This is a genomic window from Rhizobium sp. J15, from assembly GCF_002531825.1.
Taxonomy (GTDB): domain Bacteria; phylum Pseudomonadota; class Alphaproteobacteria; order Rhizobiales; family Rhizobiaceae; genus Rhizobium.
Window position 1 is genome coordinate 21,460 of the sequence record NZ_NWSX01000029.1, and the last position, 13,449, is coordinate 34,908.

Below are 13,449 nucleotides of genomic sequence, written 5' to 3' on the forward strand. Positions count from 1 at the left end.
ACCGCCGGATCGGAAGATCGTCGAGAGAATGTTTTATTTTTCCCGCTGGAAAACACTTCTGATCTGGCTGGTCGCGTTTGCAGCGATCGTCGTCGCTGCGCCCAATCTCATGAGCGAGGCGCAGCGCGCCTCTTTGCCAGCCTGGCTGCGTCATGACCGGGTGATGCTCGGTCTCGACCTGCAGGGCGGCTCGCATATCGTTCTGAAGGTCGAGCGCTCCGATATCGTCAAGGACCGGTTGGAAGAGGTCGTCGCAAATGTGCGCAACGCGCTGCGCGGCGCCGGCATCCGCTATACCGGGCTGACCGGCAACGGCCAGATCGTCACGGTACGGATCACCGATCCGGCCGAGACCAACAAGGCGGTAGATCTCCTCAAGCCTTTGACGGCGGCCGGCGGAAAGTCGGGACCGGATGTCGCGTTGCAGCAGGGCGCCGAAGGGCAGCTTTCGCTGCAGATTTCCGATGCAAGCATCACTGCCGATGTTGCCTCCGCACAGACCCGGTCGCTCGATATCGTCAGCCGCCGCATCGCGGGCTTTGGCTACGAAAATTTCATCGTCCGTGCCGATGGCGCCGACCGGATCGTCGTGCAAGTGCTGGGATCGGTCGATGCGGAGCGATTGAAGAACCTCCTCAACCAGCCGGCCAAGCTTTCCTTTCATCTGATCGACGAAAGCATGTCCGGGCAGGAGGCGCTGAGCGGCCGCTGGCCGGTGACATCCGAAGTCCTCTATTCGCTCGACGATCCGCCGGTTCCCTATCTCGTCGACCGCACGGCTTTTGCCACTGCCGGCAATATGGCGGATATCGAGCCGGTCATAGACCCGCAGACGCAGGACACCTCTATCGCCTATCGTCTCGATGCGGAAGGCACCGCGCGGCTGGCTCAGGTGACGGGGCAGAATGTCGGCAAGCATCTTGCCATCGTCTTTGACGACCAGGTGATGTCGGCGCCGGTCATCGAGGCGCCAATCACCGGCGGCGAGGGCCGGATTTCGGCCAATTTCTCCGAGGATGGCGTTCGCGATCTTGCGGTGATGCTGCGCGCCGGTGCTTTGCCGGCGACGCTGACGAGCGTCGAGGAGCGCAGCGTCAGCCCGGGTTTCGGCGCCGAATCCATCTTCTCCGGTCTCATTGCCGGTCTCGTGGCCGTCGTGCTGGTGGCGGCGCTGATGATCGCGCTCTATCGCATTCTCGGGGTCATCGCCGTCGTCTCGCTCTTCTTCAATCTGATCCTCATCGTTGCAGCGCTCAGCCTTGCCGGCGCGACGCTGACCTTGCCCGGCATTGCCGGCATCGTCCTGATCGTCGGCATGGCGGTCGATTCGAACGTGCTGATCTACGAGCGCATCCGCGAAGAGGAAAAGACCGCCCATTCCTTCGCCGAGGCCGTCAGCCGCGGGTTTTCTCGCGCATTCGCAACGATCATCGATGCGAATGTCACGATCTTCATCGCTGCCGTCATCCTCTTCTTCCTCGGCAGCGAATCCATCCGCGGTTTCGCGGTGACGCTGGCGGTCGGCATTCTCAGTACCGTCTTCACGGCTTTCACGCTGACGCGCTCGATCGTCGCCATCTGGCTGCGGAAGCGCCATCCCCGGCATCTGCCGAAGAGCGTGCTGACGCATCTCTTCGAACACGCCAATATTCGCTTCATGGGGATCCGCCGCTATGTCTTCACGACATCGGCGGTCGTCTCGCTGATCGCCATGGCCGCCTTCGCCACGGTCGGCATCCATCTCGGCATCGATTTCACCGGCGGCTCGCTGATCGAAGTGACGGCGAAGCAGGGCAATGCCGACATTGCCGATCTCAGGTCGCGCCTCAATGATCTCAATCTGGGAGAGGTGCAGGTGGAGCCCACGGGCGGGCCGGCGAACGCACGGATTCGCATCGAGTCCCAGGGCGGCGGCGAGAATGCCGAGCAGTCGGCGGCGACGCTGGTGCGCGGCGAGCTCGAGGCGGATTACGATTTCCGCCGCGTCGAGGTGGTCGGCCCCGCCATTTCAGGCGAATTGACGATGATGGCGACGCTGGGCGTGCTGGCGGCCCTTGCGGCGATCCTGATCTACATCTGGATCCGCTTCGAATGGCAGTTCGCCGTCGGCGCCATCGTCGCGACGCTGCACGACGTCATCATCATGCTCGGTCTCTTCGTGCTGACCGGCATCGAGTTCAACCTGACGAGCATCGCCGCCGTGCTCACCGTCGTCGGCTACTCCCTGAACGACACGGTCGTCGTCTATGACCGCATGCGCGAAAATCTCCAGCGCTACAGGAAGATGCCGCTGCCGATCCTGATCGATGCCTCGATCAATCAGACGCTGTCGCGCACCATCCTGACGGCGGCGACGACGCTGCTCGCCTTGCTGGCTCTGTGCCTCTTCGGCGGCGAAGTCATCCGCTCCTTCTCCTTTGCGATGCTCTTCGGCGTCGCCCTCGGCACCTTCTCTTCGATCTATATCGCCGCTCCCGTATTGATCGTCTTCCGGCTGCGGCCGGAAGCTCCCGATGGAGAAGAGAGCAACAAGACGGATGCTGGTGTAAGATCCGGCACGGTGGTTTGAAAACATGGCAAAAGGCATAGAAATCCGCGCGGCGCATTTTCCCGGCCGCGCACCGATCGATACCTACGGCAATGGCGGTTTCCGCTTTGCCGACATGTCGCATCGCGGCTCGATCCTTTGCCTGCCCTCCGGCATTTACGGCTGGGACATGGATATGTCGAAGCCGCTATCGACTGAAAATTTCCGCCGCGTGCTGGATGAGGCTGATGATATCGAGGTTCTGCTGGTCGGCACCGGAACCGAGCTCCGCCGTCTGCCCGAGGAGTTGAAGCAGGCGCTGAAGGCGCGCGGCATATCCTCCGATCCGATGAGCACGGGTGCTGCGGTCCGCACCTTCAACATCATGCTCTCGGAGCAGCGCGCCGTCGCCGCGGCATTGATTGCGGTCTGACGATGACGGAAACCAATATGGCGACGAACCAGGACATCTGCCTGGCGATGCTGCGCGACAATGATCGCGACCGCTATCTTGCCTGTCTTCTCTCGCCGGAGGAAAAGCGCGGCGCGCTTGCAGCCCTTTACGCCTTCAATGCCGAGCTTGCCCGCGTCCGCGATCTCGTGCACGAACCGCTGCCCGGCGAGGTGCGTATGCAATATTGGCGCGACCTGCTGGAAGGCAGCGCGCATGGTTCGACGGCGGCCAATCCCGTTGCCGCGGGCCTTCTGAGCGCGATCGAAACGCATCGGCTGCCGCGCAAGACGCTGATCGACATGATCGAGGCGCGCACTTTCGATCTCTACGACGATCCGATGGAAACGCGTCTTTCGCTTGAAGGTTATGCCGGCGAGACCGCGTCCGCCCTGATCCAGCTCGCAAGCCTCGTGTTGTCGCCGGAGGCGGCCGCCCGATCGGCCGACGCCGCCGGCCATGCCGGTGTCGCCCAGGCGGTCGCCGGCCTGCTGCTGCTGATGCCGCTGCATCGCCGCCGCGGCCAGGTCTATATTCCGCTGCAGATCCTTTCGGCGACCGGGCTCGACCGCGACGCCTTTCTCGCCGGCGAAGACAGGCCGCGGATCTCTGCCGCCATCGAAGCCTTTTGCGGCCTCGGTAGGGAGCATCTGGAGAAGGCAAGGAAGGCAGGTCCGATTGCGCCGGCCGTCTTTCCGGCCTTCCTGCCGGCCACGCTCGCCGAGCCCGTGCTCCTCATGGCGCAGAAGCGCGGCGCCTTGCTGTTCGATCGGCCGCTGCAGCCGCCGCAATGGCGCCGCCAGCTCCGCATGGCGCTCTCTGCAGCCCGCAGAAAAATCTGACAGCGGTCAAACTCGCGCAAGTCTCGCGCGTTACAAGGCTTAACCTCTACCCTTATGAACGGAGACTCGGCGTGGGCTTTATCGTCTGGTGCGTTCTTTTCGCCATCGTCATTCTATTTGCCTTCGTGGCAACGCGCATGGCTGCGCAGAACAAGGAAGACGGCCTGCACGACACGGGCCTCGCCATCATAGAATTCGGCCGCGCCTTTCCGAACGAGGCGATCCGCCAGCTGCAGGCGACGCAAAACGGCCAGGCGATCTTCGTGCGCCTGCATGACAACAAGGCAGGCATCATGCGCAACATGTCGCGTCATTTCGCCTGCCATCTGATCGAGCCCGGCCGCGTGCGCGTCGTCAGTTCGCCGACGGGCAGGGGGCTGGTGATCGATTTCCTCGATGCGCCCCACCACAACGGCGATTTCGAATTCGCCTCCGCCAAGGAAGCCTCCGAAGTTGCGCTCTGGCTGCTTGGCAACTACATCGCTGAGCCGGATAAGGACCTGCCATCCGGCAATACTTCCGCAGCCAACAAGCAGTAGAGGCGCCGCTCAGGCACTTTCGGCAAGCGGCGAGGTCTGGCCGAGCCAGGCGGCGCAGTCGGCAAGAGCGCGGCGCGCGATCAGCTGGCGCTTCATGATCGTCTTGTCCTTGCCGCGGAAACGTTTGACGCCCTCGGGCTTGACGATCGAACCGGGCTGAAGCTCCGGAAACAGACCGAAATTGATGTTCATCGGCTGGAACGAGCGTTTGCCCGGTTCCTCGTCGGTAACGAGGTGCCCGCCGGTGATGTGGCCGAGCAGCGATCCGAGCGCCGTTGTAACAGGCGGCAGCGAGATCGCCTCGCCCTTGCGTTCGGCGGCGGCAAAACGGCCGGCCAGCAGGCCGACGCTGGCGCTTTCGACATAGCCCTCGCAGCCGGTGATCTGGCCGGCGAAACGCAAGCCCGGTCGTGATTTCAGCGTCAGCGACGGATCGAGCAGGGTGGGCGAGTTGATGTAGGTATTGCGGTGCAGACCGCCGAGGCGGGCAAACTCCGCATTTTCCAGCCCCGGGATCAGCCGGAAGATTTCCGCCTGCGCGCCGTATTTCAGCTTCGTCTGGAAGCCGACCATATTGTAGAGCGTGCCGAGCGCATTGTCCTGGCGCAGCTGCACGACGGCATAGGCCTTGACCGTGGGATTATGTGCGTTGGTCAGCCCCATCGGCTTCATCGGGCCGTGGCGCAGCGTCTCGCGGCCGCGTTCGGCCATCACCTCGATCGGCAGGCAGCCGTCGAAATAGGGCGTGCCCTCCCATTCCTTGAAGCCGACCGTGTCGCCCGCGATCAGCGCGTCGACGAAGGCATTGTACTGCGCCTCGTCCATCGGGCAATTGATGTAGTCCTTGCCCGTGCCGCCGGGGCCGACCTTGTCGTAGCGCGACTGATACCAGCAGATATCCATGTCGATGCTCTCGCGGTAGACGATCGGAGCGATGGCATCGAAGAAGGCGAGCGAATCCTCGCCGGTTTCCGCCTGGATGGCCGCTGCGAGCGAGGGCGCCGTCAGCGGGCCGGTGGCGACGATGGCAAGATCCCAATCGCGCGGCGGCAGGCCGGTGATTTCCTCGCGCACGACGGTGATGAGGGGGTGGTCGTGGATTGCCTTGGTCACGGCGTCGGAAAAGCCGTCGCGATCGACGGCGAGCGCGCCGCCGGCCGGCACCTGATGCCGATCGGCCGCGGCCATGATCAGCGAACCCGCCATGCGCATCTCGGCATGGATGACGCCGACGGCATTGCTGGTCGCATCGTCTGAGCGGAAGGAATTGGAGCAGACCAGTTCGGCAAGGCCGTCGGTCTTGTGCGCATCCGTGCCGCGCACGCCGCGCATCTCATGCAGGATGACAGGAACGCCGGAATTGGCGATCTGCCAGGCGGCTTCCGAACCGGCAAGCCCGCCGCCGACGACATGGATAGGCGAATAGGAAGAGATCGTGTTCATCCCGGGCTGATATCATGTCGGCAGATGCGATCCAACACCCCGGAATCAAAAACGGCGCCCTGATGGCGCCGTCTTGGAAGCATCACGCTTGTTATCCCGCGATTAGCGGAACGAGCGGGATGCGATATTGCGGATGTCGTAGCGGCTGACGCCGATGTCGGACAGGGTCTGGTTCGAGAGGCTGCCGAGTTCGTTGAGTGTACGGCGGTAGCTGAGCCAGCTCTTTGCAATGCGGATCGGGTTCATTGTGATCTTCCTCGAACAAATGTCCGCTTGACGGCGGGATCGCCTGTCTCTCTGCGGTTGATGTTTATATAGGCGATCTGAGGCCGATTGTGCAGTGCAAATAAAAGGCGTCTGCCATGCAATTGTGCACGATGATGCTCGTGAATTAAGCGGTGAATATTTTTTGAGCGGGCTAACAATGCCGAAGATCACGCAACCGAAGCGCTAAGGACTAGAGGACAAAAGAAAACGCCCGCTGCGATGCAGCGGGCGTTTCGATCGAGAACGATCCTGCCTGGGAGGAAGCAGATCGCCTTGAATTAACGCGAAGAAGCTTCGCGGGCGACGCGATGGATGTCCGACCGGTCGATGCCGAGGTCGTGCAATTCGCGGTTGGTCATGCGGCCAAGTTCCGTGACGGTCTGACGATACTTGCGCCAGTTATTGAAAGAGCGAGTGATGTTCATGTTAGGCCCCTTTCCGAGGGTTTCATCTGCCAGCAGCCACCCATCGGCGCTGACTTCTATTTGATGGCTGGAATATATGTTGCGGCGCGAAAGAGGAAAACTGCCAAGTTTTCAGATCACCTATGCGGCATACGCATTGCTTTCCGAGTGTTTGACACGATCTCACCCATTTCTGGTCAACGATTAGGCAGAATGACTCTTTCGAGAAAGCCCTGCTTCGGTGCGCTGAAAAGGATGTCGTTGCCGCAAGGGCCGGCCCATCCGGCTCGATCCTCCTCGCTTAGGCGGCAGTTGGCCGCCGGCGAACCTTATCATCCGACCGAACCGCCTGGCGCCATAACCTGACGCTGCGATCTGCCTGACACCGCGCCTTCGGGCTTGCGCCTGTTTTGGCTCAGCATTTCCCAAATAAAACGCCCGCCGGGGGAGGATCCGGCGGGCGCATTAAAGTGACTGGCAACTGGGAGGAGGAGTTGTTGCCAGTCTATCGCAGCGCGCTTGGGAGGAGGAGTGCGCGGCTGCGAATCTCGTCACGGAACAAGTGATCCGCGGGCATTCCGGCAAAACCGGGCCGGGTCGCCATCCCCGTGCTTCGATGACTCTTAAATAGTATGACTAATGAGTCTTTTGCAGTGCAATAAATTCATGAGGGATATGCGCTCTGTGCATGCCTCTCCGAAGCTGCGCCTATATTAGCAATACTGGCGTTAGCGGCCGGTTAATATTCGCCCCAATTTAAACCAATGAGGAATTTGCATATTTGCCGCAAGGACGTTTGCGAAGCCTCACGCTGCGTTTATAACGATGGAAGCCGCGACGCCCTGTTGAGCGTCGCGGAAATGAGGGGTGGAACATGTATCGCGGCAGACTGCAGCGTGATCTCTCGCTCTGGGTAGGCAAGGGCCTGCTTGGAGAGCAAACGGCAGCCGCACTTCTCGCCGAATATGACAGCCGCCCGGCGAGCTTCAGCCTTGGCCGGGTCCTGATGGCGCTGGCGGCCGTGCTGCTTGCCGCGGCCGTCCTGCTGGTCGTCGCGTCCAACTGGGAGGCCATCCCGCGTCCGGTGCGCGTCGGCGCCATCCTTGCTTTGATCTGGGCCGTGCACATCGCCGCCGCCTTGATGCTCGCCCGCGGCGCATCGGCAGCGGCGAGCGGCTTGCTGGTTATCGGCGCGATGAGCTTCGGCGGGGCAATCTCGCTGGTCGGGCAGATGTATCACCTTTCCGGCGACCAGCAGACGGTGATGTATTTCTGGTTCGCGATCGCAACGGTCTCGGCGATCCTGTTCCGTTCGGGCGCGGTGGTCGTCGTCGCGGGCTTCCTTTCCTGGGCGTCCTTTGCCGTTTATCTCCAGGGCAACGACAATCATTGGATCGGGCTCGATCCCTGGATGGCGCCGGTCATGGGGGCGATCGTCATCGGGCTGGTGCGTTACACCGGCGCCGAGCGTGCACGCCATCTGGCCTATCTGCTGCTGATCGGCTGGCTCGCCTGGCTCTATACTCTTCATGAGGAAATCACCGTGGCGCTCGCCTTCGCGATCGGCGGCATGGTGGGCGTCGTTCTGACGGCGGCGCCGATGACCCAGATCGCCTATCTCGTCAGGAGCGCCGGGGCGGCTCCGGCCTTCTACAGCTTCCTCGTCTCCGCGATCGGCTTTCTGTTGCTGCATATCGAAATCGAGAGCGGCTGGCGTCTGGCGGTGCTCGGTGTGGTGACTCTCGCCGCTTCCATCCTGGCGATCGTTCTGCATGGCAGAGACAACGGCGCCGTCCGCTATCTCGCCTATGTGACCTTTGCAGCCGAGATGCTCTATCTCGCCTCCGTCACCATCGGCTCGATTCTCGGCACGTCGAGCCTCTTCCTCTTCTCCGGCCTCGTGGTGGCTCTGGTGGCCTGGATCGTCATCCGTCTCGAACGGCGCTTTTCCGCTCATGCACGGGAGGAGCACGCATGAACGCGTTCATGGCAAGGCTGCAGTCGGGCAGGGGCTATCTGATTTCGGCAATCGTGATCGCCGGTCTGCAGACGCTGATCCTCGGCACGATCATTCAGAGCCGGGCTTCGATCCTCCGCGACGGTGCCGAGGTGCTCTTGAAGACGGCTCCCGTCGATCCGCGCGATTTCCTGCGCGGCGATTATGTCGTCTTGAACTACGACATTTCCTCCGTGCCGGTGCAGACCATTGCCGGCGGCATTCCTGCAGAGCCCGGGGAGCGCACCTTGTGGGTGCGGCTGAAGAAGCAGCAGGACGGCTTCTGGACAATCGTCGAATCGTCCTTCCAGGCGCTGCCGCCGCAGCCGGAGACCGTGATCCTGCGCAGCCAGCCTTTCTATAGCAGCGGACCGAGCGCCGTTGAAAACATCCGCGTCGAATACGGCATCGAGCGCTACTACGTTCCCGAAGGCGAGGGCAAGCCTATCGAAGAGGCGCGCAATGACGGCAATGTCGCCATATCGGTGCGTGTCTCGCCGTCGGGAAGCGCGCAGATCCGCAGCCTGCTCGTCGATGGCAAGCCGGTTTACGAAGAGCCGCTTTACTGATCCCGGAAGGCTGCAGATCCCCTGTCATTTGCCGTTCATTTTTTCTTTGCCTCGACCAAATCGGGTGATATAGAGACGCCGCGCTCCGGAAGGCCTCATGCGCAGGCATAGGCATGCGGTTCTGTGAACGCGGGTATGGTGAAATTGGTAGACACGCCAGATTTAGGTTCTGGTGCCGCAAGGCGTGGGAGTTCAAGTCTCTCTACCCGCACCAGGCTGTATGCAGGGGGAGACTAAGAATTTAGTTCCCTGATACCCGGAAGCGAGTGCCGTTCCCCCTTGGGTGGAATGATGCAGGAATTGGGAAAAGCCACGCGCGGCACGCTGCCGGCGTCGTGCTCATAGAAACGAACGGCGTCTGGGCACGGCCGCCACGACATGAAGGTAGGAAGACATGCAGGTTATCGAAACGCTCGCTCAAGGGCTGAAGCGCGAAATCAAGGTCGTTATCCCGGCCAAGGACATGGAAGACAAGATGAATGAGCGTCTTGCCGATGTGAAGGACAAGATCCGCATCAACGGCTTCCGTCCGGGCAAGGTCCCCGCTGCTCACCTGAAGAAGGTCTATGGCAAGTCGATCATGGCCGAGCTCGTCAACGAGATCGTCCGCGAACAGCCGGCCGCCATCCTGTCCAGCCGCGGCGAGAAGTCGGCCACCCAGCCGGAAATCGCCATGACCGAGGACAAGGACGAAGCCGACAAGATCCTCGCCGCCGAGCAGGATTTCGAATTCACGCTCTCCTACGAAGTGCTGCCGCCGATCGAACTGAAGTCCGTCAAGGGCGTCAAGGTCACGCGCGAAGTCATCGACATCTCGGATGACGAAGTCAACGAGCAGGTCCTCAAGGTCGCCGAAAGCGCCCGCTCTTACGAAAGCAAGACCGGCAAGGCTGCCAATGGCGACCGCATCACCATGGATTACGTCGGCAAGGTCGACGGCGAAGCCTTCGAAGGCGGCACCGATCAGGGCGCCGAGCTGGTGATCGGTTCCGGCCGCTTCATCCCGGGCTTCGAAGACCAGCTCGTCGGCGTCAAGGCCGGCGAGGAAAAGACCATCACCGTAACCTTCCCGGCCGATTATCCGGCCAAGAACCTCGCCGGCAAGGAAGCGACCTTCGACATCACGGTCAAGGACGTTGCAGCGCCTGGCAAGGTTGAGATCAACGACGAACTCGCTTCCAAGCTCGGCGTCGAATCCGCCGATCGCCTGAAGGAAATCGTCCGTGGCCAGATCGAATCGCAGTACGGCTCGCTGACCCGCCAGAAGCTGAAGCGCCAGATCCTCGACCAGCTCGACGAGATGTACAAGTTCGAGACCCCGGCTTCGCTCGTCGATGCCGAGTACAACGGCATCTGGAGCCAGGTGAACAACGACCTCGCTCAGTCCGGCAAGACCTTCGAAGACGAAGACACGACCGAAGAGAAGGCGCGTGAGGAATACAAGACGCTCGCCGAGCGTCGCGTTCGCCTCGGCCTCGTTCTCTCCGAAATCGGCGAAAAGGCCGGCGTCGAAGTGACCGAAGACGAGATGCAGCGCGCTATCTACGATCAGCTGCGCCAGTATCCGGGCCAGGAAAAGCAGATCCTCGAATTCTTCCGCAGCCAGCCGGGCGCCGCCGCTTCGATCCGCGCGCCGATCTTCGAAGAGAAGGTCATCGACCATCTGCTGACCGAAATCGACGTCACCGACAAGAAGGTGACCAAGGAAGAGCTGCTCGCCGAGGAAGAAGGCGAAGCCAAGGCTGAGACCAAGAAGGCCGCTCCGAAGAAGAAGGCTGCCGCCAAGACCGAAGCTGCCGACGCCGGCGAAGGCGAGGAAGCCGCCGCCCCGAAGAAGAAGGCCGCTCCGAAGAAGAAGGCAGCCGACGAAAGCGCCGAATAATCGCTTTCCGGTTCTGAAGTTTGAAAGGCCCCGCCATTGCGCGGGGCCTTTTGCTTTTCGGGCCACCCGGGCGGTTCATGGTGTTGTCTTCATCCGCGGCAACAAATAGTTGCAATGAGCCATCATTCGATGCAGATTTTGCTGGTGGTAGGAGGGACCAGAAAATGACTGCAAAGCACGACATGAAGAAGCTGGTGGAGGAAATCTATGCTGTGCGTGATCGGGGCGATGTCGAGGGCACGCTGGCGCTGATCGGCGATGATTGCACCTTTCGGATGGCCGGCAGTACACGGTTGGCGCCGTTTTCGACCGAGTTAGGCGGGGAGGCCTTTCGTGAGGTGATAACACAGCTCATCACTGTGTGGGACCTATCCAAAATCAAGACAGCCGGCATCTATGTGGACGAGGACGAGCATGTGGTCTTCGCCCATCGCGAAGGTGAGGTCAGGCATATCCCGTCGGGCGCGAGCTTCCATACGGAGTTCGTCGACCAGATTCATTTCAGCGGTGGGAAACCGGTCAAGATCGTCGAATTTGTCGACACGCTGCAGGTGGCCGAGACGACCCAGATCATCCAGCTCGCTTAAACGCTCATCATAGTCGGAGCCTTCAGGCTTCGACTATGATGCCGACCATGATTTCTGTGCGACAACGCCTCAGCCGTCTTTGCGCGAATTGCAGCTCAATTCGCGCCGCGTGTCAGTTGTGCGACTTTCCTGACATGGCTGACGGCTGCGGTGCCGCCCGATGTTTTGGTGAAGAGGCTGAGCGTCTCCTCCTCGTCATCGGCGACCGGCGTCAGCGCCTTGTCCATATAGGTCTTCGACTTCGCATCCCGTGAGATCAGGAACGCCGAGACTGTCAGGCCGATGATCGTGCGGGCGAGCGAGACGTGCTTGGTGAAGGTTTCCCAGGCAAAGCGCGGCCAGAAGACCAGCGGATGTTCGCGCGGCAGTTCCGGACGCCGCTCCGATGGCGTCTTCAGGCGCAGGAGGCCGCTCTGCAGCGGATGCACGTTCTCCAGCGGCACGGTGGTTGCGAAGGAGACCAGAACCTTGACCAGCCTTGCCAGCGGGACCCCGGTCGCTACGGCGCGGCGCAGCAGCGTCTTCATGTGAGCAGGCGAATAATAGAGCGACCAGGCCTCATGGTAGATGTCTTCCCACTCCTGCTTGCCCATCTTTGGATGCGCAGTGCAGACATGCTCGACATCGTAGATGTTGAGATCGCCGTTCATCTCGACACCCTTCTTCCATAGAACCTGATGGTCCTCGGAGCCGGGCAGCGGCGTCAGGATGAAGAATTCGATGACGTCGAGCGGCAGCTCTTCCTGAATGATCGCGATGTCGCGGCGGATCGATTCCGGCGTATCGGCCGGAAAGCCCAGTATATAGCCGGCGAGCGTCATGATGCCCTGCGCCTTCCAGGCGAGCAGCATCTTGCGGTATTCGGTGATCTTGTTCTGGTTCTTCTTGGCCGCCGTCAGATTGTCGGGATTGACGTTTTCGAGGCCGATGAAGACGCGGGTGACGCCGGCCCGCTTGGATTTCTCGATGAAGTTGGGGATTTTGTGGCAGAGCGTATCGACCTGGATCATCAGGCCGAGCGGAATGCCGTCGCGTTCCTTGAGCTCGATCAGCCGGTCGAAGATCGCTTCCCAATCCTTGTTGCGGGCGAAATTGTCGTCGGTGATGAAGAATTTGTGGATGCCCTGCGCCCAGTTCATCCGCACCAGCTTTTCGACGTCGTCGGCCGAGCGGAAGCGCGACTTGCGCCCCTGCACGTTGATGATGGTGCAGAACGAACATTGATAGGGACAGCCGCGCCCGGCATCGAAGCTGGTGCTGAGGCCAAGCGTGCGCTGGATATTGTCCTTCGGCAGGAAGGGAACCGGCGTGCCGCCGATGCCGGGAAGGTCGTTCATGAAATTATACAGCGGCTTCAGCTCGCCCCCGGCAGCGTCGCGCAGCACCATGTCCAGCCGCCCTTCGGCCTCGCCGGCAAACATCGAGATGCCCATCTCGCGGCAGGCGTCGAGCCCGACGGCTTGCCCGTCGAGCATCGACAGGCAGCCGGAAACATGGAACCCCCCCATCGAGACCGGCAGGCCGGCATTGCGGAAGGGCCGGGCGATATCGAGCGCGCGCGGATACTGGTTTGACTGGACGCCGACCAGCGCTACCATGCCGAAATTGCCGTGACGCTTGAACTGGGCGAGCAACCGGGCGAAATCGATCCGCGTATTGGTCTCGTCGATCACGGTGATGTCGATGTCGGCATCGGGACCGAGCACCTTTCGCTCGGCGCATTCGGCGGCGATGCCATAGAGGGCCGCAAGCGAATTGGAGGGGATCATCGCCCGCCACCAGCGGATGACGTAACCGTCGTCGTCGTAATGCGACGGCTTGATCAGGATGAGCTGAAAACGCCTGTGCGCTGGCTCCAAGACATGGGACAAGAGTATCTATCTTTCTCTAAAAACCGCTGCCCGGAGGCAAAGCGGATCTGAAGGCGAAATTCAGGCACGGC

12 protein-coding genes and 1 tRNA gene are annotated in these 13,449 nt (G+C 61.4%); 9 read left to right on the forward strand and 4 right to left on the reverse strand.

Translation table 11 applies throughout. The annotated features are described in order from the left end of the window. Positions 1 to 28 precede the first annotated feature (28 nt). The 4 genes from secDF (at position 29) to CO670_RS22015 (ending at position 4,359) form a co-directional block, all read left to right on the forward strand. Positions 29 to 2,569: a protein translocase subunit SecDF gene (secDF, locus tag CO670_RS22000; RefSeq protein ID WP_097592208.1), complete on the forward strand. Its 2,541-nt coding sequence runs from the start codon at positions 29 to 31 to the stop codon at positions 2,567 to 2,569. A 4-nt stretch (positions 2,570 to 2,573) separates the two neighbouring features. After that, a complete protein-coding gene (locus CO670_RS22005) occupies positions 2,574 to 2,960 on the forward strand; it encodes an Mth938-like domain-containing protein (protein WP_097592209.1) in 387 nt (128 codons plus the stop codon). A gap of 2 nt (positions 2,961 to 2,962) precedes the next feature. Continuing rightward, on the forward strand, positions 2,963 to 3,820 hold the full coding sequence (locus tag CO670_RS22010) for a phytoene/squalene synthase family protein (protein WP_097592210.1): 858 nt from the start codon (positions 2,963 to 2,965) through the stop codon (positions 3,818 to 3,820). Positions 3,821 to 3,891: 71 nt separating this feature from the next. After that, complete coding sequence (locus CO670_RS22015; protein ID WP_097592211.1) at positions 3,892 to 4,359, forward strand: hypothetical protein; 468 nt, start codon at positions 3,892 to 3,894, stop codon at positions 4,357 to 4,359. Between the two features lie 9 nt (positions 4,360 to 4,368). On the opposite strand, the gene trmFO is transcribed toward CO670_RS22015, so the two are convergent. The 3 genes from trmFO to CO670_RS22030 all read right to left on the reverse strand — a co-directional run bounded on the left by trmFO (position 4,369) and on the right by CO670_RS22030 (position 6,494). Then, positions 4,369 to 5,802 (reverse strand): methylenetetrahydrofolate--tRNA-(uracil(54)-C(5))-methyltransferase (FADH(2)-oxidizing) TrmFO, encoded by a 1,434-nt coding sequence (trmFO, locus tag CO670_RS22020; RefSeq protein WP_097592212.1) that lies wholly within the window; start codon positions 5,800 to 5,802, stop codon positions 4,369 to 4,371. A gap of 102 nt (positions 5,803 to 5,904) precedes the next feature. Further along, a complete protein-coding gene (locus CO670_RS22025; RefSeq protein ID WP_004678841.1) occupies positions 5,905 to 6,048 on the reverse strand; it encodes a DUF1127 domain-containing protein in 144 nt (47 codons plus the stop codon). A 299-nt stretch (positions 6,049 to 6,347) separates the two neighbouring features. Continuing rightward, on the reverse strand, positions 6,348 to 6,494 hold the full coding sequence (locus CO670_RS22030; protein WP_004678838.1) for a DUF1127 domain-containing protein: 147 nt from the start codon (positions 6,492 to 6,494) through the stop codon (positions 6,348 to 6,350). 853 nt (positions 6,495 to 7,347) lie between these two features. Here CO670_RS22030 and CO670_RS22035 point away from each other — a divergent pair. The 5 genes from CO670_RS22035 (at position 7,348) to CO670_RS22055 (ending at position 11,507) form a co-directional block, all read left to right on the forward strand. Further along, positions 7,348 to 8,451 carry a DUF2157 domain-containing protein gene (locus CO670_RS22035; RefSeq protein ID WP_097592213.1) on the forward strand — a complete coding sequence of 368 codons (1,104 nt, stop codon included), beginning with the start codon at positions 7,348 to 7,350 and terminating at the stop codon, positions 8,449 to 8,451. Further along, entirely contained in the window at positions 8,448 to 9,038 is a 591-nt protein-coding gene (locus CO670_RS22040; RefSeq protein ID WP_097592214.1) for a GDYXXLXY domain-containing protein, read from the forward strand. The genes CO670_RS22035 and CO670_RS22040 overlap by 4 nt, the downstream gene beginning before the upstream one ends. A gap of 129 nt (positions 9,039 to 9,167) precedes the next feature. Continuing rightward, positions 9,168 to 9,252: transfer RNA gene (locus CO670_RS22045), tRNA-Leu, on the forward strand. Positions 9,253 to 9,432: 180 nt separating this feature from the next. After that, the gene (gene tig, locus CO670_RS22050) at positions 9,433 to 10,920 is read left to right on the forward strand and encodes a trigger factor (protein ID WP_097592215.1); all 1,488 of its coding nucleotides are present in this window, start codon (positions 9,433 to 9,435) and stop codon (positions 10,918 to 10,920) included. 164 nt (positions 10,921 to 11,084) lie between these two features. Next, the gene (locus CO670_RS22055; RefSeq protein ID WP_097592216.1) at positions 11,085 to 11,507 is read left to right on the forward strand and encodes a nuclear transport factor 2 family protein; all 423 of its coding nucleotides are present in this window, start codon (positions 11,085 to 11,087) and stop codon (positions 11,505 to 11,507) included. Positions 11,508 to 11,602: 95 nt separating this feature from the next. On the opposite strand, the gene CO670_RS22060 is transcribed toward CO670_RS22055, so the two are convergent. Further along, a complete protein-coding gene (locus CO670_RS22060) occupies positions 11,603 to 13,378 on the reverse strand; it encodes a radical SAM protein (protein ID WP_097592217.1) in 1,776 nt (591 codons plus the stop codon). Positions 13,379 to 13,449: the final 71 nt, after the last annotated feature.